Below are 19,284 nucleotides of genomic sequence, written 5' to 3' on the forward strand. Positions count from 1 at the left end.
GTGTCGTGCCCGGTCGATCAGGAGCTGACCTGGATCGCGGGTGCCTGCCCTGGCGTACCGATTGCCGAAGCTGCGCAGGTCATGTGTTCGATGAACTGGCTAACCAGCGGCCCGGCATCGCGACGGTGAGCGATGGCGACGGTGCTGACGCAGCCGGGGTCCGTCAGCGGGATGAACCGCAGCGCAGGAGGGGCGATGTCCTGCATGCAGCGTGGCAGCAAAGCCACCCCGAACCCCGCCTGGATCAGCTGCAACTGCGTGGTCTTGCGCGACACCACCCGCGCAGGCTGGGGAAAGAACCCCGCCGCCATGCACAGCTCGGCAGACAGATAGCTCAGGCCACCGCGTTGGTGGTGGGGAATGGAGATGAACGGCTGGCTCGAAAGCTCCGCCAAGGCGATGCAATCGCGCGCTGCCAGCTCATGGGTAGGGGCAAGCGCCAGCAGCAGGGGCTCTTCGAACAGCGGCTCGACGCACAACCCATCGTGCTGACGCAGCACCGGCAGTCTCAGCAACCCGATGTCCAGGCGACCTTCGGCCAGGGCTGCAAGCTGCCCTTCGGAGGACAGCTGGGCGATCTCCATGCTCACGCGTGGGTTGGTCCGCAAGTACTCACCCAAGTGCTCAAGCAACCGACCGGTCAGCGGCACCGTGCTGGAGTGGCTGATGTTCAGGCTGCCGCGCAGGCCCTGGCCAACGGCTCGGGCCAGCTCGCCAGCCTTGTCCAGGTCCAGCAGCAGGTTGCGCGCACGCGGCAGGAACGCCCGGCCCGCATCGGTCAGGCGAGGCAACCTGGCCGTGCGTTCGAACAACGCCGTGTCCAGCTGCAGTTCAAGCTCGCGCACCTGGCGGCTGAGGGCGGACTGGGCGACATACAGCCGTTCGGCCGCAGCACTGAAGCTGCCACATTCGGCAATTTCCACGAAGTAACGTAACTGACGGGTCGAGATCATGAGCGATGCCATTTCGAGATGGATCAAGGCGAGATTGCATATTAGCCGGCATGACACGGGTTTGGTTATGGTGCGCTGAACCTTCAAGGACAATGCGCCGATGCTTGCTGACTTCGCCATAGCACTACCGTTCTCGGTGCTTGACTGGCTACCCATCGTGCTGGGTATCGCGGCGGCCTATGTGGTGTTCGGCATCGCCGGCTTCGGCACGGCGTTGGTGGCAGGCCCGGTGCTGATCCATTTCATGCCGCTGTCGCAGATCATTCCCTTGCTGGTGTTGCTCGATTTCGTGGCGGCGTTCGGCAACCTGCTGCCCTCGCGGCGCGATGTGATACGGCGCGAATTGCTGCGCCTGCTGCCGTTCATGGCGCTGGGGTGCACCCTGGGCGTTGTGTTCCTGCTGCAGCTCAAATCGGACCTGCTGATGCTGCTGATGGGGCTGTTCATCACCGCCTATGCGCTCTACAGCCTGGCGCTGAAGGTACGCCCGGCCTCGCTTGCCGGGTGGTGGGCGGCACCAATGGGCACTGTGGGCGGGCTGTTCGGGGCCTTGTTCGGCAGTGGCGGCTTTCTCTACGCCCTTTACCTGAGCGCTCGCCTGCCCGACAAGGCGCAGGTGCGCGCCACCCAGAGCGCGTTGATCAGTTGCAGCACCCTGGTGCGCCTGACGCTGTTCCTGGTCGCCGGTGTCTACGCCGATCGACAACTGCTGCTGATGGCGGCCTGCCTGTTGCCGGTGATGGTCATCGGCCTGTGGGCTGGGCGCAGGCTCGCGCACAGGCTGTCACGCGAGGTCTTCGTGCGGCTGGTCACCTGGTTGGTGCTGGCCAGCGGCCTGGCGCTCATCGCTCGCTATGTGAGCGCTTGAGCAGGGGGTAGAATTGGCCGACTACCCGATCCAAGGCTTGTCCCGCTCATGAATACCCAAAGCATCATCGTTCCCAGGCAGTCCACCGTCCCGGTGCACGAGGCCCGCGCCCGCGCCATCCTGCGCTGGCTGGTCCGCGAAAAGGTCGTGGAAGAGCAGCTGACCACCTGCGGGCGTACCGGCAACCGCATGGCCCATGCCCTTGGGCCAGGTGCTCGCAAGGTGGCGCTGCACCCCGACAAACTGCCCTTCGGTGCGCCGGTCAACGGCCTTGAGGTGATGCTCAAGCGCTGCATCTATACGCCCACCGAAGGCTTCAAGGAAGAGGCAGGCTGCCCGCAGTGCCGGCGGGAAGTGGGCGAGCCGTTGTTCGACAGCCTGGAAGAGTGGATGCCTGGGGTCAGCGACAACTTCACGTGCCCGCTGTGCGGGTTCGAAGACGACATCAATGGCTTTCTGTTCCTGCAACCCTGTGCCTTTTCCAACCTGGGCTTCATCTTCAACAACTGGGGCGATGCCGGGTTCACCCAGGCGTTCATCGACAGCTTCGCCGATTGGCTGGACCAACCGGTGGCGGTGGTGCAGGTCCGGCTCGCCTGACGAGCGGCCGGGCAGGGCGGTAGCGCGCAGGGCAGCAACGGCCACTTGTAACTTCAGGCTTGATTTACATTGAGTGGCACGGCACGCATGAGTATAATGGCGCGCTTCCATTTTTCCCGCCCGGGAGCCCCCGCGATGTTGCGTATCAGCCAAGAAGCCCTGACCTTCGACGATATTCTCCTTGTACCTGGTTATTCCGAGGTACTGCCCAATGAAGTCAGTCTCAAGACCCGTTTGACCCGTGGCATCGAGCTGAACATCCCGCTGGTCTCCGCTGCCATGGACACCGTCACCGAAGCGCGCCTGGCCATCGCCATGGCCCAGGAAGGCGGTATCGGCATCATCCACAAGAACATGACCATCGAGCAGCAGGCCGGCGAAGTGCGCAAGGTCAAGAAGTTCGAGGCTGGCGTGGTCAAGGACCCGATCACCATCGAGGCCGACGCCACCGTGCGTGACCTGTTCGACCTGACGCGCCTGAACAACATTTCCGGCGTGCCTGTGCTGGAAAACGGTGACCTGGTCGGTATCGTGACCTCCCGCGACGTGCGCTTCGAAAGCCGCCTGGACGCCAGGGTCCGCGAAGTGATGACGCCCAAGGAACGCCTGGTCACCGTCCGCGAGGGCGCGGACAAGAACGAGGTGCGCGAGCTGCTGCACAAGCACCGCCTCGAGAAAGTGCTGATCGTCGACGAGCACTTCAGCCTCAAGGGCATGATGACCGTCAAGGACATCGAGAAGGCCAAGGCCTATCCATTGGCCAGCAAGGACGACCAGGGTCGTCTGCGCGTTGGCGCTGCTGTCGGCACCGGCAAGGACACCGGCGAGCGTGTTGCCGCCCTGGTCGCCGCTGGCGTGGACGTGGTCGTGGTCGACACCGCTCACGGGCACTCCAAGGGCGTGATCGAGCGCGTGCGCTGGGTCAAGCAAACCTACCCGCAGGTGCAGGTGATCGGCGGCAACATCGCCACCGGCGCGGCTGCCAAGGCCCTGGCCGAAGCCGGCGCGGACGCGGTCAAGGTCGGTATCGGCCCTGGCTCGATCTGCACCACCCGTATCGTGGCCGGTGTCGGCGTGCCGCAGATCAGCGCCATCGCCAACGTCGCCGCTGCGCTTGAAGGCACCGGTGTGCCATTGATCGCCGACGGCGGCATCCGCTTCTCCGGTGACCTGTCCAAGGCCATCGTCGCCGGTGCCAGCTGCGTGATGATGGGTTCGATGTTCGCCGGTACCGAAGAAGCCCCGGGCGAAGTCGAACTGTTCCAGGGCCGCTCCTACAAGGCCTACCGTGGCATGGGTTCGCTGGGCGCCATGGCGCAGTCGCAAGGCTCCTCCGACCGTTACTTCCAGGACTCCTCGGCCGGTGCCGAGAAGCTGGTCCCCGAAGGTATCGAAGGCCGCGTGCCGTACAAGGGCGCACTGGCCGCGATCATTCACCAGCTGATGGGCGGCCTGCGTTCGTCCATGGGCTACACCGGCAGTGCCACCATCGAAGAGATGCGCACCAAGCCGGAATTCGTACGCATCACGGGCGCCGGCATGGCCGAGTCCCACGTTCACGACGTGCAGATCACCAAGGAAGCCCCCAACTACCGGGTTGGCTGATTGCTCAGCGGTAAGCTCCAGACGGTGGCTGCGTTCGCGCAGCCACTGCGTTTTCCCCGATCAACTTGCAGCTTGCAGCTTCAAGCTCGCAGCTGAATCAGAGATTCCCCATGGCCCTCGATATTCACGCTCACCGGATCCTCATCCTCGATTTCGGCTCCCAGTACACCCAGCTGATCGCCCGCCGCGTGCGCGAGATCGGCGTGTACTGCGAACTGCACCCGTTCGACATGGACGATGAAGCGATCCGCGAATTCAACCCGCGCGGCATCATCCTCGCCGGTGGCCCCGAGTCGGTTCACGAAGCCAACAGCCCCCGTGCACCCCAGGCCGTGTTCGACCTGAACGTGCCTGTGCTGGGCATCTGCTACGGCATGCAGACCATGTCCGAACAGATGGGCGGCAAGGTCGAAGGGTCCGACCTGCGTGAGTTCGGTTATGCCCGCGTGGACGTGGTCGGCAAGAGCCGCCTGCTCGACGGCATCGAGGACCATATCGACGCCGACGGCGTACTGGGCCTGGACGTGTGGATGAGCCACGGTGACAAGGTCACCCAGCTGCCGACCGGTTTCCACGTACTGGCCAGCACCCCGAGCTGCCCGATCGCCGGCATGTTCGACGACACACGCGGCTACTACGGCGTGCAGTTCCACCCGGAAGTGACCCACACCAAGCAGGGCGGTCGCATCCTGTCCCGTTTCGTGCAGGACATCTGCGGCTGTGAAGCCCTGTGGACCCCGTCCAACATTGTCGAGGACGCCATCGCCCAGGTGCGTGAGCAAGTGGGGTCGGCCAACGTCCTGCTCGGCCTGTCCGGCGGCGTGGACAGTTCGGTGGTCGCGGCCCTGCTGCACCGCGCCATCGGCGACCAGCTGACCTGCGTCTTCGTCGACAACGGCCTGCTGCGCCTGCACGAGGGTGACCAGGTGATGGCCATGTTCAAGGAGAACATGGGCGTCAAGGTGATCCGTGCCGACGCTGAACAGCAGTTCCTCGACAACCTGGCCGGCGAAGCCGACCCGGAGAAGAAGCGCAAGATCATCGGCCGCACCTTCATCGACATCTTCGATGCCGAGGCCAGCAAGCTGCCCAACATCCAGTTCCTCGCCCAGGGCACCATCTACCCGGACGTGATCGAATCGGCTGGCGCCAAGAGTGGCAAGGCCCACGTGATCAAGTCCCACCACAACGTCGGTGGCCTGCCGGAGGAAATGAACCTCAAGCTGGTCGAACCACTGCGTGAGCTGTTCAAGGATGAAGTGCGCAAGATCGGCCTTGAACTCGGCCTGCCCTACGACATGGTCTACCGCCACCCATTCCCAGGCCCGGGCCTGGGTGTGCGCATCCTGGGTGAAGTGAAGAAAGAATACGCCGACATTCTGCGTCGCGCGGACCATATCTTCATCGAAGAGCTGCGCAAGGCTGATTGGTACCACAAGACCAGCCAGGCCTTCGTGGTGTTCCAGCCAGTGAAATCGGTTGGTGTGGTCGGTGACGGCCGTCGCTACGCCTGGGTCGTCGCCCTGCGCGCCGTCGAGACCGTGGACTTCATGACCGCGCGTTGGGCTCATCTGCCTTACGAACTGCTGGAAACCGTGAGCGGCCGTATCATCAACGAGATCGACGGTATCTCGCGGGTGACCTACGACGTGTCGAGCAAGCCGCCGGCGACGATTGAGTGGGAGTGATCCTGCGTCCGGTATAGCCCGGCACGATCTAGCAAAAAATGCCCTGAAGCCCGCGTAATTGCGGGCTTTTGGCTTTTTGCGTTTGGCAAATTCGGATAGAGTTCTGCATCGCCAAGCACGGTGTTTGTGTGACATGGTACGGGGTATTGACTGCATCTAATGCCATGCATGACGCTCAATACCATGTCGTTTGCCTCAGTATTGACACTGTATCGAAAGTCAGGGCCTGGCTCGCGGCGCGTCCGCGCTACAACATGCACTTCACACCGACTCCGGCCTCGTGCCTGAATGGGGTCGAGCGCTTTTTCTCAACGCTGAGCGAGAAATGGATCAAGCGGCAGGCACAGGTTAGCGTCAAAGATCTATAAGCATCCATTGCGCAGGACTTGGAAACGTACAACCAGAACCCGGAGCCATTCCGGTGGCGCCAGAAGCTGATGACATCCTCACCTCAGCCGCTCGTGCAAGCAAGAGCCCTGGGCAAATGATGTGTCCACAGTACTTATGAAACACCACACGAGTGCCCCGAACGGTTAGTTCGTTTATCTGTTTAAATAACTCGCCCAATGTTTCAGGGGCTTTTGGATTAACGAACTTCCCGAGCGGAACACGGGTCATTGCTATTTAGTCTTTGATATTCCATTGGCCAATATTCGTCTTGTCATCCATGAACCTCAAGACCCCCCCTCAATACTCAATGGTTTACCCGTCCCAGGGTCTCCTTGCCAGATCTCGTAATAATCGTCCTTGTCGACGAACGTCACGGGGTCGTACTTTTTACTGTAGGGCCTCACCCATCCGCTTTTGCTATCGAGGTACTGACCCTTCAAGTGCTCGCAGGCAACTTTAAGGTAACCACCCCAGTTACCGTCTTTTTCCCAGCTGTCTACAATTTCTACCCATAAAGTAGCCCTTAATTTGCCGCCGAGGTGATCTAGGTACTCTGGGCCCATTTCTGTATGCTGTGCGACCATTTGACCTTTAGTCACCTTGGCTACATCACCACCGTCAAGACCGATGCCTAGCCCATCATCATCGGTAAACCTCACAATGGCTTTAGATTCATTCTCGTCATTGCCAAAGTAAAGTTTAAAGGCAGACTCTCTTCGCTTTCCCATAAGACACCTCTATTTTGCTGATGAAGGTTACAGCTGTGGAAAAAGACAGTATTTTCATGCCCCAGCGTCATTGTTAATGACGCAGAAGACAAAATCGAAACTCATTGAAAAATAGACGCGGGCAGCCTGTCTAGGTTTTCAAGTCTGTCTTTCGTCGTACCTAACGTAATGCGCCCTTATAGATTTTCATACTGGCAAAAATATCAGTTGATTAACCGCCGTGTTAGCGTAATGGCCGCGGAGAGGAAGTCGCCGGTCAAGTCCTGCAGTGTGATGACGCCTGACCGCCTGACCCTGAGGGCCCCGATACCTGAAGACATCACGAACATGACATTCCGGCACCTACTGGAATAGCATCCACTGACCTGCGCGAGGCTCGCGGTCATTAACGGTTATCTTCAAGATAAAGGCCTGTCGCTACTTCCCGAATGCAAGTGCTGATGCATGATGGGGGTGTCGTTTGGCTGGCGGCGCGCCGGTTGAACCAAGGCAAATTCAACGGGTCGCTCGTGTAGCAAGAGCGCTGGGTAATTGATGTTTCCATGGTACTTATAAAACACCCCACTCGCTGCGCAGGTGAAGGTGCATATTGACCCGAAGAAGGTGATGTTCGCATGGCTGCGGAACGATGGTCTGACATGTCAGGGGGCTGAGTTCATCGAGCGCTATAGCCTGAACGTTGCGCCGCCAGAAGCGCAGATCTTATCTAGTGCAAGCGTGCTGGAGTGGAACCGCGTCAACGAGATCAAGCATCTGGCCATCCAATTCGATCTGGATGTCCTGGATCCGACTGAGTGTCGCTCGGTCTTCTTCGGCGAGCCTAACCCGGCCTGCGACCCTTACGAGGCTTCCCTGCAGGGAAAATGAGCTTCGCCCAAGGCGTGCGATTAATCAACGGTGTATCCAAGGCGACTGATGTGGTTGGTTTGGGTATCACCGAGCACCTGCCGTGAGACGCCATCACGCTCAAGGGTAGATTGGCTGAGATCCCGATCCTGAAGTAGTTCTCTAGAAAAGAAAGAGCCAGCTTCTGCTGGCTCATTCAAGCCAGTATGGGTTCCCAACTCAGGCGCCATGAATCACCCTTGATCTCATAGCCACTACCATGCATTTGCTCGGCTGGCCGAGATTGGCTATTGAGACGACGCAGACGAAAGGCTGCTTTTGGAATAGCGTGGGCGTGATCCACGCCATTTAGCAACAGCGTGTTGGCCACCGAGCTATTGCGCTGAAGCGCTTTCGGCTCCCTTACAGGAGGCCGGAAGGGACGGGGCCGCTTAGCGGCCCCATTTGCATTGGATAACAGCCTTTCACTCAATGCTTGGCTGCCAAGCCCAAGCCCCAAGTCCTAACGACCGCCGCGACTCAACCCACCCAGCCGCGCCGAAATCGACTGCATCCCCTTGCCCAACTCCCTGAGCGTACTCGCATCCCGGGCGCCTTCTTCACTGGCCGCATGGATCCGTACCGCCAGCTCGTTGATTTCCTGCGTCACGTGGCTCTGCTCCTGGGCGGCGACGGCGATCTGCTGGGCGCGCTGGACGATGTCGTCGAAACTGCCCACGGTGGTGCCCAGGGTCGTGGCCACGCCCACGGCCTGCTGCACCGACTCGCGAGTGCGCTGCGCACCGTGCTGCATGGTGGTGACCGCAGCGTACGATGCCTCGCGTAGATGGGTGATCATTTCCTGGATTTCGTTGGCAGACGTTTGTGTACGGCCGGCAAGCGTGCGCACCTCATCGGCTACCACCGCAAAGCCGCGGCCTTGTTCGCCAGCGCGGGCGGCCTCGATGGCAGCGTTGAGCGCCAACAGGTTGGTCTGCTGGGAGATCGACTTGATCACCTCCAGCACGCCGCCTACGCGCTCGATGTCTTCGCCTAGCTGGGTGATCGCGGTGGCCGCGCCCGAGATGTCGGTCGCCAGGCCTTCGATGGATTCACCGTTGCGACTGACTTGGTCCTGACTCTTCTGCGCCTCGACCAATGAGCTGCGAGCCGTGTCCGAGCAGTCCGTGGTGTTGCGCGCGACCTCATTGGCGCTGGCCGACATTTCGGTGATGGCGGTGGCGAGCAGGGTGTTGTCCACGCGTTGCGCCTCTGCCCGATCGGCCAGGCCAGTGGACAGTTGCGCCAGCTCGTTGGCTTGTTCTTCCAGTGACACCGACTCCTCGGCTATGTGGCGCAGCATGGCCTGCAGAGAGCCGGCGTACTGGTTGACGGCCGTGCGCAACGCGCCCAGCTCATCATTGCGCACAACGTCTAGCTGAGCACCCGCCTGGCCGCCTTGACCCAGGCTTTCGATTTGCGCCGTGGTTTCGTCGATCTGGGTGAGCAGCCGCTTGCCCGCCAGCCATGCCAGCCCCAGCAAAATGGCCAGTAAGGGCAGCAGGAACAGCAGGATCTGGCCGGTGAGCTTGTTCGCCAGGCCGACAACACGAGCTTCGGGGGTGACCAAGCCAATGCGCCAGCCAGTGCCTTCCATGGTAGCCAGGGTGACGTAGGCCGGCCCATCGAGGCGCGCATCGTTATCCAGATAAAGGGTGGTGGTGCCAGCCGGCTTGCTCGCCAGGCTATCGGCCACTGGCTTGAACCACGGTTGTTCCTGGCTCAGGCCGGCAAGGGTCGGCAAGCCCTTGGCGCTCTTTGCATCGGGGAAGAACAGCAGGTTACCTGAGGCGTCGACCGCAAAGGCGTAGCCACCGGTGACATTGCCGTTGGCCTTGAGGAAGGCCGCAAGGCCGTCGAGCTTCAGGTCAATGGTGGCGACGCCGGCGAACGCGCCTTGGGCGTGATAGGGCACGCTGCACGTCGTCATGGCGACGCCACTGACCGGGTCCTGGTACCCATCCGACCAGACACAGCGGCCCAAGGGCGCGGCTTTGGCGCCGATGTACCAGGACTCAGCCTGATACGGCGCGGTTTGCGCAGCGTTGTACTCGTCCGAGTAATCCAACCCATTGCTGGCGTTGCGTGCCCAGAAAAAACTGCGGCGTTCGGTGCCGGCAACGAAGCTGTTGGGTTCTGGCCACAGCCCGCCGCCTGCAATGGCGGTATCGCCTTGGCTGTCGATCACGTTGGGCAAGTTCGCCTTGATCAGGTTCTCGTCGCGGGGCAGGGTCTCGGCCAGGTGCGCCATTGCAGCCGCGGTGCCCTCGATGCGGTTCACCTGCATGGCCAGCTGGCGGGTGATGGCGCTGGCCGACTGTTCCGCCGCCTCGGTGCCAGCTGCAACCAGTTCAGGCTTGCCGCCCAGGGTCATGACGCTATAGATCGCCAATGCGGTGAGTGCCAGCAACGTCAGGATTCCCAGGGTCATGCGCCCGGAGATGCGATTGGGAAGTAGCGACATGCTGAAGCTCCACAAAATTTAGGTTGGCTTTCATTGATTACGGCAGCCAAGCCCGATAGTTGAGGTGCTACATCATGTTTCGTATGAGCGGACGACCGGTGGCGGCAAAAAGGCTATGAGTCGAGGGGGAATCAGCCAAAGCCGAGCACACCTTCTTATACCCATGAAGCATCGTCATCCTCTCAAACGATAAACGCTGTCCCGGCCGTCTTCAGGCAACGGCGTATCAAGCACCCCTCCCGCCATCGGTAAACCCTGCGCCCATCCCGCGGCCAACACCTGCACGTCCCGCGCTGGGTCGCACGCCCTGACCCTCTCATCGCGCAACCGACACGTCTGGGCATCCGTTGCGAACAAGGCGCGGGCAAAGCCCCGGCCCTGTTCCGAAAGCCGTGCGGTTTTGGGGGCGCGGATCGTTGTAAATACCTCAAACGCCTCGGTGGGCTCGTTGCCGGCAACAGCCAGGCAGCGAGCCAGGTGCCAGGCGTCTTCCAGGGCCTGGCAGGCGCCTTGGCCGGAGGTGGGCAATGGCGCATGCGCAGCGTCGCCGATCAACAGCACGTTCGCGCGGCTCCACGTGTGCAGCGGTTCCAAGTCGTGGACTGCAATTCGCCGGACGGCCTGGATGGGGGTTGCCCGGATGATGCGTGAAACGGGCTCGGGCCATTGGGCGAATTTATGCTCGACCTGCGCCCGGTCATCGGCTTGGCCAGCCCCTTCGTTGGACGGGCATGCTTGCGCAGCGGCCCAATACACCAGGTCAGGTCGAACCGCCACCGCACCGAAGCGCTGCCCCGTTCCCCAGTAATCCTGGATCGACACATCGTCCACCAGTGCGCGCGACCCTTGGGCCACGCCGATCCAGTTCACGAACCCTTGATAGCGCGGGGTGTTGTCGCCCGCGACGAACTTACGTGTCACCGATGCCATGCGCCCGTCCGCACCGATCAGCACGTCTGGGCGGATGCGTGTGCCGTTGCCGAAGCGGGCCACGGCCTGGCCCTGGGCATCCAGGTCGATGGCAACTGCCTGGCAGCCGAATTCGACTGCGATCCCCGCCCGCCTTGCATGTGCGAGCAACACGTCCTGCAAATCCCGGCGCAGCACCGTTACGGTGGGGTAGCCCATGGTTCGGTCCAGCAGTTCGATATCCAGGCCTCCCAACGCATTGCCGGCTGCATCGTACCGGCGCATGGCAAGGGGCCTGCCGCCGACGGCCTGAATAGCGTGCAACACGCCGAGCTTCTCCAGCACAAAGCTGGCGTTGGGCCAGAGCGTCACGCCGGCCCCTCCGGCTGCCGGTACATTGCGGCGCTCAAAGACCCGAGGGTTGAAGCCTTGCTTGCGCAACGCCAGCGCCGCGCTCAGCCCTGCAATGCCTGCACCCACTATCGCTATGTCCACGTTCCAGCCCTCCTTGTTCATTCACTGCCCCGCGCCAGGTCATTGAGCGCTGGGGGCAAAGGGCAATCGTAGATTTCCCCGTTTCAGATCACTAGCGTGCAAAAATGGGACGTTTTCATACCTCAGGTGGGATAGTCAGTGCGCAATGAGCTCGATCTGAATGCGGTCCGTGTTTATACAGCGGTGGTGGATGAGCAGAGTTTCGTCGGCGCCTCGCGTGTGTTGGCCATGCCGTCTTCGAATGTCAGTCGCCATGTCGCTTCACTGGAGCGACAGCTCGGCACGCGCCTGCTCGAGCGCAGCACCCGTCATCTGCGCATGACCGAAGCGGGGCGGCTGTTATACGCACGGGCCAAGCCCTTGCTCGACGCTTTGCGCAGCACCCAGGAAGCACTCGGTGCTGTACAGCGCGAGCTGCGAGGTCCATTGAAGCTGTGTATGCCGGGTGAGGCTCCCAGGCTGCTGGCGCCCATCCTGGCCGAATTTTGCAGCCTGCACCCTGGCATCGAGCTTGAGTGCGATACCCGGGTGACTGGGCTGCAAGTGCTGCGTGAGGACGTGGACCTGTGCATCCTCTTTCACCGTGGCCGCCAGGAAGACAGCGAGTTCATCACCTGCGAGCTGGCCTGCTTGCCGAGCATCGTGGTCGCTGCCCCGTCTCTGCTGGCCCGTACAGGTATCCCGCAGCACGTTCGAGCGCTGAAGTCGCTGCCTTGCATCACCACGCTCAGCGCGCTCGGCGGGCAACCCTGGCAGTTTCAAGGTGCCAAGGGCGAAATCGTCAAGGTACCGGTGCGCAGCCGTTACCGCGTCAACAGCGGTGAGCTGGCCGTGGCGGGCGCGCGGCAGGGGATAGGGTTTGCGATTGTGGCGGCTTATCCCTGCCAGGACGATCTGGCGGCTGGCCGGTTGCAGGAAGTGGTACTGGATCTGTGCCCGGCGCCTTTGCAGTTGCTGGCGGCGTATAGCCACCGCCATTCAGTGACGGCGCGGGTGCGCGCCCTGCTGGCGTTCATTCGGGAGCGGTTGGAGGCGATGCACAGCTTGCCAGGCGGTTCTGCCGGCGCAGGTTGATCACGGCGTAAAGCGCGGTCACACCGGCAGGCTGTCACAGCCGAAAAAGCGGCCTGTCAGATCGCCTTCACCTTGACCCATTGCTCGGCCTCAAGCCACGCCCCGATCTCGTTGGGGCGCATCGGCCTGGAGAACAGGTAGCCTTGTGCCCAGGTGCAGCCCAGGGTCTTCAGGGTGTTGAGTTCTGCCGCAGTCTCCACGCCTTCGACGATGCACTCCAGTTGCATGTCCTGACACAGGGCAATCAGCGACTTGACGATTTTCAAGCTGGCCGGGTTGAGCTGGATGCCGGTGACGAAGGTGCGGTCCACCTTCAGCTTGGTCAGCGACAACGCATGGATCTGGCTGAGGCTGGAGTAGCCGGTGCCAAAGTCGTCCAGGGAAATGCCGCAGCCCAATTCACGCAGGCGGCTGATGGCGCGCTGGGCTTGTGGCAGGTCCTGGATGGCTGCGGTTTCGGTGATTTCCAGGTCCAGGTACGCAGGGTCGAACCGGCTGCTCCTGATCAACGCCACGATCTGCTGGGCGGCCTCTTCCGAGCCACAGTCATGGGTAGACAGGTTGAAAGACAGGCGCATGCCTGCAGGCCAACTGGCGGCCGTGTCCAGTGCCTTGGTCAGCAGGGGCAGCGTGAGGCGATTGACCATGCCGATGCGCTCGGCGATCGGGATGAAATCACTGGGTGGCACATTACCCAGTTCCGGGCTTTCCCAGCGCGCCAGTGCCTCGAACGCAACGGTTCGCTCGCTGCGGATATCCACGATGGGTTGGAACACCATGTGAAACTCGCGATCAAGGTCCGCCCTGCGCAGGGCCTGCTCGGTCAGCCCTTGTCGATTGAGTTGCTGACGATGGGCAGTGCTGAACAGGCACGCCGTACCAGGGCGATGACGCTTGCTCTGGTACAGCGCGTAGTCGGCATATTCGTACACTTGCGTGGCTGACGATGCCTGATCCGGAAAGGTGGCGATGCCCAGCGACGCACTGATCTGAATGGGGATGTCCACCAGTACGAATGGCTCGCGCATGCGCGTGCAGACCTTCTCGCCAAAGGCGCGTAGCTGCTCGTCATCCAGGGCCTGAGTAATGATCAGGCCGAACTCGTCGCCCCCCAGCCGGCTCAGGTGCACGCTGTCGTCGAGCAACTCGTTGAGGCGCTGACCGACCTGATACAGCAGCCGGTCGCCCACACTGTGGCCATACAGGTCGTTGACTGGCTTGAAACCATCCAGGTCAATCAGCCCGACGGCCAGGCGGGCGCCCTGGTCACCAGCTTGGGTCAACAGCGTGTCGAGCCGGGAGAAGAACTGCCGCCGATTGGCAAGCCCGGTCAGGCTGTCCACGTTGGCCAGCTGCAGGTTTTCCTCGCTGAGCCTGGCCGTTTGCGCCTGCATGTTCACCAGCCGGGTGAAGTCGGTGTATTGCGCCTTGAGGATGACCAGCATGGCGATCGATACCAACAGCACATCGAGCGCGGTGGCAATGAACGTGATGATGGAGGTGGAGGCGAAAAACACCACGAACGCTGTGTTGACCACAGCGGTAGTGGCCAAGGCCGCTGGCAACAGGTGCATCATGCAGAAAATGCAGCCGATCACGGTGATGGCCATGTAGAAGGCGACATGCGCCCGGGTGTAGCTGTCGCCATAGGGAAACAGCGCCAGCGACCAGGCCGTGAAGGCCACGGCAACGAAGGGTGCGAGCGTGTTGGTGCGTTTGAGTGCCGTGACCATCTGGGCCGGGCTGCGCACGCGCCTGCGGGTACGTACCCACTCTATCCCTCGGACCAGGCCGAACACCGTCATGATCATCGGGCAGTACACCACCAGCCAGCGCGGCGCCACCGTGAAGTGGGTGCCCGCCAGCATCATGGTGTTGATCAGCAGGATGAAGTACATCATGGGCAGCTGGCGCGACAGCGCGATGTATTGCGCCTTGACCAGGTCGGGGTTGTCCTTGGGTACGGACATCAAAGCTCGCAGGCCGAGTAGTGTTTTTTTCATCAGGCGACGCTCTGAAAGTACAACCAGGTGACAAACCGAACGGATTGCCCTTTTTCAGCTTGAAACGAGCAGGGCGGGACGCTGCTCTCACGGACCGTATCGGCCGATCCTCTGGTTGCTGCAATCGTTCAGACTGGTGGCACTTTGATTTCGTTCCCGCCTGCCAACGCCGCGGTGAGTAGCGCCGGTTATTCCGTGCCGGGGGTGTGGCCGAAATAGGCCTTGTAGGCATGGCAGAAGTTCGCCGGGTTGGCATAGCCGATGTGATAGGCGATCTGCGAGATTTGCCATTTGCGTTCCAGTACCAGGAGGCGTGCAAGCTCCAGGCGCTGTTGGCGAATGTACTGCAGGATCGAACAGCCAAACTGCTGGCTGAAGGCCCGGCGCAGGGTGGTCTCGCTCACTTTCAGCTGTTTGGCCAGGGCGGCGACGGACGGCGGGGCAGTGGGGCTGGTGTCCAGCAGCCGACGCGTTTCCAGTGCCAGGTCGCGGCGGCCACGGTCTTGCTGCAGCTCAGGTGTCGGGGCCTGGCTCGACAGATGGCTGGCCAGCTCCAGCACGATCCCCAGGCTCAGGCTTTCGTAGTGCAGGCGGCGCAAGCTCCCGCTGTAGGGCGAGCGATAAAGCTGCTGGAACAGGCGGCTCAGCGAGGGGGACTGGGGCAACTGGTCGAACTGCATGCCATCGGCCAGCAGGGCCAGCAGTGGGTGGAACTGGGGATCGTCCTGAGCCAGTTCGCGCAACGCGTCACCGGCAATGCGCACGCCGGCCATGCGCGCATGGCTGTCGACCGGCAACTGGTCCTGGGCTTCGAGGCTCTCGCTCAGGCCAAGCACGTGCAGCCGACCGGTGTCGTACTGGTTCAGCCTGCCGTCGACCTTGTGCTGCCAGGCGCCGTCGAACACTTGCACGATGCACAGGCTCTCGGGCAGCACCTTGTCGATGCGCAGGGGCTCGGGAAAGTGCAGGTGGCAGTCGAAGTACTGCAAGCCTTGGCGCACGGTCTGTGCCCGATAGTGCCCCGTGGCACTGCCCATCACATGAGCGGCACGCGTATCCAGCACGCCTGCCTGGGCCAGGGAGCCAGGGCTGTCGAAACAGAAGGCGGTATCCAGGTAGGGGGTTAGCGATTGCATGCAGGCTCGGTTTCTCGGTGGGGGCAGCGTCGACCGGAAATGGTAACGCGCGCACATTTTCGACAATAGTCGTTGTGACCAACCGGCTGTTTGTTGTGATGAACGGGCAACTGGGTTGGCAGCCTGGCTATTGAGTCCTTCAATACGCGTTTTGTTGCAGATCAGGAAACAAAATCATGTTCGCTTATCGGAAATGGGCTGCCTTGCTGGTTGCCGCGCTCACCCTGTGTATCGGTCAAGCCCAGGCCGAGGACCGCCCGGACGTGGCCAAGAACGTCGTCGCCTACCTGGGCACTGAAGGGGCCAAGGTGTGGACGCTGCGCATTGGCGATCGCGCGGCCAACGAGGCGCTGGTGCAGGTGGAAGGCGTCGATCACGACTGGGATATGCGCATCCAGAAAATGCACGTCGAGAAAACCGCCACGGATACCCGCTACTGGACCGACGTCGACGGCAAGAAATTCGTCGTGCTGATCATCCAGGGCATGTGGGGGGGCGAGCTGTACCTGCCCGGCGAGGCGCAGCCGCGCCAGGTCGGTTACTCGGAAGGTTTGTCGCATCAGGGCAACGCCGAGGCGTTCCTGACCGATTACCTGGCTGCCAAGAAATAATCGAGGGGCATCGATCATGAGCGAACATACCGATCCACTGGCCGACCTGTCCGGCTCGCTGGGCAACGAGTACGACCAGTCGCGCACGGCCCAGCGCGAGCGCGTGGTTGCCGAGCTTCGGCAAGTGATCGAGCGCGTGCCGGAGCAGAGCGAATTCACCAACTCTCGCCGTTACCGCGTGTGGGGGCCTGTATGGCTGGTCGGTGCCCTGATTCTGTTCGGAATCGGCATCAGCATGCAGCGCACCGGGCCGATCGTGGCCACCGCCTTCATCGTGCTCATCGCCGCTGTTGTGACCTGGCAGCACCGCAACGCCGGTACCCAGGTGTTCATGCGCCTGACGCGCCGCCAACTGTTCGTCGACACGTTGGACGCGCCGGTGGACCTGGCCCAAGTGCAGGACATCTCGGTCAAGGATGAAGGGCTGGTGATGATGCAGACGCTGGAGATGAGCAGCGATGCTGCATTGCCTACCCACCGAGTGGCGAGGCTGCAGTTCTTCGGTAACCAGGCCATGGTTCTGAAAAAGCCGCGCCCCCAGATCCGTATCATGTCGGCTGGGCTGGCGCAGAACGGACGCAAGCTGTCCAACGAAGAAGTGCTGGCCGTGCTGACGGCCTACTGCGATGCCGCCCACGCTCAGCGTCAGCTCGAGCTGCTGCAGGCCAATGGATAATTCCGGCGCCAATGACGACCTGGCCTACCTGCAGGTCCATGCCGTCGGGCCTGATGAGTCGTTCGAGCTGCGTGAGCACTCGCTGGGCAAGGCACTTGCGTGTGCAATCATCGGGCTGGTGGCACTTGGGCTCGGTGGCTGGCTCGCGAGCTTGCCGATGGTCTTCGGCCCGCAGACCTCCACCGCGGTGGTGGTGTTGCTATGGGCATTCGGTGCAGGGCTGGCCGGCATCGGGCTGGTGGCCCTGGTTTGCGCCTGGGCGCTGTATCAGCGCCATGGGCAGTGCGCACTGGCGGTGACCCGTGACACGGTCAGCTTCGCCAACGCCTTGGCCCCTGTACCATGGGAAGCGTTCGAGGGCTTCGATGTCGAACAACGGCGGCTGAGTACGCACCTGGTGTTCAGCCTTGCCGCGTTCGGTGCTGCACCTGTGCTCAAGGCCTCGAGTTTCAAAGCGCTGGCAGCCCCTGATGCCCAGCTGATTGCCGGTGGCCTGCGGCTCAAGGTGTGGGCGTGTAACTTCACCCTGACCGGGCGCAGGCTCACACTGGCAGAACTGGTGGACGTGCTTTACCCCTACCTGCAGGCAGCACAGGCCAGGCGTACCTTGGCACAGTTGTTCCCGGCCGTGGCTCGCCAGGGTGATGCCCTGCGGCGGGCTGGGCCATGAGCAACGGGGCCATACGGCTGCTCAGGCGCCTGGGCTGGGGCTTGGCCCTGCTGCTGTTGCCGCTGCTGGTACTGGGGTGGAGCCAGGTGCAACTCTGGCGCCTCGAGGTGGCACAGGCGCAGGCTCAGGTGATGCGCCAGTGGCTGGATACGCCAAGCGACACGCTCTTGCAGGCCCTGCCCAAGGCCGAGCGTAACCCATACCTGCCCCAGGCAGACCGACGTGAGCGGCTTCAGCGTGAAGTGGACCGCTATGAGGCGGGCCTTGGCGGGCAGTCTCTGCGCAAGGTCCTGGCAGTCACGAGCGGCCTGCTGGCGGTTCTGGCCCTGCTCACTGCGGCAGGGGCGTGGCTCAGGCTCAGACTGGACGCCTGGCGGGCGCTGCGCTCATCTGAGTTCCTGCAGCAGCACATGACCCAGCGTTGGCGTGCCCTGGGCAAGTGGCTGGTACTGCATCTGGGCTTGCTGGCTGCCGCATTGAGCCTTGCCTTGCTGTACGAGCTGAGCGTTGCGACCAGCCGGGTGGCCGAGGGTGGGTTGACGGTGCTGTTCATCGTGTTGCCGCTGGCTTCGTGCGTGCTGGTCTGCCTGCAACTGGCCAGGCGGTTGCATCGACGCTGGCCGCTTGTACTCGATCAGGGCACGTCCTTTCTGGGCAGGGCGCTTGATCGGGACAGTGCAACGGGGGTATGGCGCTGGGTCGAGGGCCTGGCGGCGCAGCTTCAGGCACCGGTCCCCGACAACATCGTGGTTGGCCTCGATCAGGGCTTTTTTGTCACCAGCGTGCCGATTCTGCTTCAGCCTGCAGGCTTGCCGCTGGCAGGTCGCACGCTGTACTTGCCGCTGCCTTACCTGGGCATGCTCAGCCAGGCAGAAGCGGGTGCGGTCATTGGACACGAACTGGGCCATTTCCGGCATCAGGATACCGAACGGGCCAGCCAGACCAATGCACAGTTCAGCATGATGCGCGCCCATTTCTCGGCGCTGGTGGGCGATGACGAGCCCGCGCCCTGGACGCAACGCCCGACGCTGTGGATGGCCTGGCAGTTCCTGCACCATTTCCAGCGTGCGGTACTGCACTGGGGACGGTCGCAAGAGCTGCTGGCAGACCAGGCAGGCGCTGCAGTCGGCGGACAACGGCTGTTTGCGCAGACCTTGCTGCGCATCATTGCGCTGCAGCCTGCGGTCGATACGGTGCTGGCGACGTGCGGTGGACAAGGTATCGATCGAGCCCTGCCTGGCTACCTTGAGCATCACCCGCTGCAGGTGGGCGACGAGGTGCTGGGTGCCGCCATGGCGCACCCCTTCGACACTCACCCTGCAGCCGCTTCCCGCCTGCAGGCGTTGGGTGTTGCGCCCGACCCGGCGCTGCTGTTCGCCGCTACCCGGGCACCGGGCGTCGAGGAGCGCCACTGGTTCGGCCGACTGTGAACGGGGGCGCGCGCTCAAGCCGATTGAGCGCGCCCAGGACACATCGGATTGATCCTTCACTTAATCTTTCCCATTCGCAGGTGTATCGTATTCGCCCTT

General features: G+C 62.3%; 16 protein-coding genes and 3 pseudogenes. 12 read left to right on the forward strand and 7 right to left on the reverse strand.

Annotation, left to right across the window (positions count from 1 at the left end):
• Positions 1–17 precede the first annotated feature (17 nt).
• Positions 18–953 (reverse strand): LysR family transcriptional regulator, encoded by a 936-nt coding sequence (locus tag FH041_RS22320; protein WP_104926490.1) that lies wholly within the window; start codon positions 951–953, stop codon positions 18–20.
• Between the two features lie 100 nt (positions 954–1,053).
• Here FH041_RS22320 and FH041_RS22325 point away from each other — a divergent pair, with 100 nt between their 5' ends.
• From FH041_RS22325 to FH041_RS22345, 5 genes and pseudogenes are all read left to right on the forward strand, one after another.
• Positions 1,054–1,821 (forward strand): sulfite exporter TauE/SafE family protein, encoded by a 768-nt coding sequence (locus FH041_RS22325; protein ID WP_028687074.1) that lies wholly within the window; start codon positions 1,054–1,056, stop codon positions 1,819–1,821.
• Positions 1,822–1,869: 48 nt separating this feature from the next.
• Positions 1,870–2,421 (forward strand): hypothetical protein, encoded by a 552-nt coding sequence (locus FH041_RS22330; protein ID WP_027913795.1) that lies wholly within the window; start codon positions 1,870–1,872, stop codon positions 2,419–2,421.
• A gap of 135 nt (positions 2,422–2,556) precedes the next feature.
• On the forward strand, positions 2,557–4,026 hold the full coding sequence (gene guaB, locus FH041_RS22335; RefSeq protein WP_023533362.1) for an IMP dehydrogenase: 1,470 nt from the start codon (positions 2,557–2,559) through the stop codon (positions 4,024–4,026).
• A 110-nt stretch (positions 4,027–4,136) separates the two neighbouring features.
• Entirely contained in the window at positions 4,137–5,714 is a 1,578-nt protein-coding gene (gene guaA, locus FH041_RS22340) for a glutamine-hydrolyzing GMP synthase (RefSeq protein ID WP_023533313.1), read from the forward strand.
• Between the two features lie 215 nt (positions 5,715–5,929).
• A pseudogene (locus tag FH041_RS22345) lies at positions 5,930–6,222 on the forward strand (IS630 family transposase); the annotation flags it as partial.
• Positions 6,223–6,388: 166 nt separating this feature from the next.
• Here FH041_RS22345 and FH041_RS22350 read toward each other — a convergent pair.
• A complete protein-coding gene (locus FH041_RS22350) occupies positions 6,389–6,832 on the reverse strand; it encodes a hypothetical protein (protein ID WP_140175069.1) in 444 nt (147 codons plus the stop codon).
• 285 nt (positions 6,833–7,117) lie between these two features.
• Between FH041_RS22350 and FH041_RS22355 the strand changes: the two are divergent.
• Positions 7,118–7,252: pseudogene (locus tag FH041_RS22355) on the forward strand (IS5/IS1182 family transposase); the annotation flags it as partial.
• Between the two features lie 162 nt (positions 7,253–7,414).
• The gene (locus FH041_RS22360; RefSeq protein ID WP_132578335.1) at positions 7,415–7,699 is read left to right on the forward strand and encodes a hypothetical protein; all 285 of its coding nucleotides are present in this window, start codon (positions 7,415–7,417) and stop codon (positions 7,697–7,699) included.
• Positions 7,700–8,180: 481 nt separating this feature from the next.
• Here the strand turns inward: FH041_RS22360 and FH041_RS23350 are convergent, their stop codons facing one another.
• From FH041_RS23350 to FH041_RS22370, 3 genes and pseudogenes are all read right to left on the reverse strand, one after another.
• The gene (locus FH041_RS23350) at positions 8,181–9,314 is read right to left on the reverse strand and encodes a methyl-accepting chemotaxis protein (RefSeq protein ID WP_371259659.1); all 1,134 of its coding nucleotides are present in this window, start codon (positions 9,312–9,314) and stop codon (positions 8,181–8,183) included.
• A 33-nt stretch (positions 9,315–9,347) separates the two neighbouring features.
• Positions 9,348–10,181: pseudogene (locus tag FH041_RS23355) on the reverse strand (cache domain-containing protein); the annotation flags it as partial.
• Between the two features lie 174 nt (positions 10,182–10,355).
• The gene (locus FH041_RS22370) at positions 10,356–11,585 is read right to left on the reverse strand and encodes an FAD-dependent oxidoreductase (RefSeq protein ID WP_088523103.1); all 1,230 of its coding nucleotides are present in this window, start codon (positions 11,583–11,585) and stop codon (positions 10,356–10,358) included.
• Positions 11,586–11,723: 138 nt separating this feature from the next.
• On the opposite strand from FH041_RS22370, the gene FH041_RS22375 reads away from it, so the two are divergent.
• Positions 11,724–12,659 (forward strand): LysR family transcriptional regulator, encoded by a 936-nt coding sequence (locus FH041_RS22375; RefSeq protein WP_027913802.1) that lies wholly within the window; start codon positions 11,724–11,726, stop codon positions 12,657–12,659.
• A gap of 56 nt (positions 12,660–12,715) precedes the next feature.
• Here the strand turns inward: FH041_RS22375 and FH041_RS22380 are convergent, their stop codons facing one another.
• Entirely contained in the window at positions 12,716–14,662 is a 1,947-nt protein-coding gene (locus FH041_RS22380) for a bifunctional diguanylate cyclase/phosphodiesterase (RefSeq protein WP_049695502.1), read from the reverse strand.
• Between the two features lie 188 nt (positions 14,663–14,850).
• Positions 14,851–15,798, reverse strand: coding sequence for an AraC family transcriptional regulator (locus tag FH041_RS22385; protein ID WP_027913804.1), 948 nt, complete (start codon positions 15,796–15,798; stop codon positions 14,851–14,853).
• Positions 15,799–15,974: 176 nt separating this feature from the next.
• Between FH041_RS22385 and FH041_RS22390 the strand changes: the two genes are divergently transcribed.
• From FH041_RS22390 to FH041_RS22405, 4 genes are read left to right on the forward strand one after another with little or no spacing between them, the layout of a single operon-like run.
• A complete protein-coding gene (locus FH041_RS22390; RefSeq protein ID WP_028687080.1) occupies positions 15,975–16,409 on the forward strand; it encodes a hypothetical protein in 435 nt (144 codons plus the stop codon).
• Positions 16,410–16,425: 16 nt separating this feature from the next.
• Positions 16,426–17,085, forward strand: a complete 660-nt coding sequence (locus FH041_RS22395) for a hypothetical protein (RefSeq protein ID WP_027913806.1) — start codon at positions 16,426–16,428, stop codon at positions 17,083–17,085.
• Positions 17,078–17,755 carry a hypothetical protein gene (locus FH041_RS22400; protein WP_028687081.1) on the forward strand — a complete coding sequence of 226 codons (678 nt, stop codon included), beginning with the start codon at positions 17,078–17,080 and terminating at the stop codon, positions 17,753–17,755. The genes FH041_RS22395 and FH041_RS22400 overlap by 8 nt, the downstream gene beginning before the upstream one ends.
• Complete coding sequence (locus FH041_RS22405; protein ID WP_033736824.1) at positions 17,752–19,185, forward strand: M48 family metallopeptidase; 1,434 nt, start codon at positions 17,752–17,754, stop codon at positions 19,183–19,185. The genes FH041_RS22400 and FH041_RS22405 overlap by 4 nt, the downstream gene beginning before the upstream one ends.
• Positions 19,186–19,284 lie beyond the last annotated feature (99 nt).

The sequence above is a fragment of the Pseudomonas sp. SWI7 genome (genome assembly GCF_006351945.1).
In the GTDB taxonomy this organism is placed as follows: Bacteria; Pseudomonadota; Gammaproteobacteria; order Pseudomonadales; family Pseudomonadaceae; genus Aquipseudomonas; species Aquipseudomonas fulva.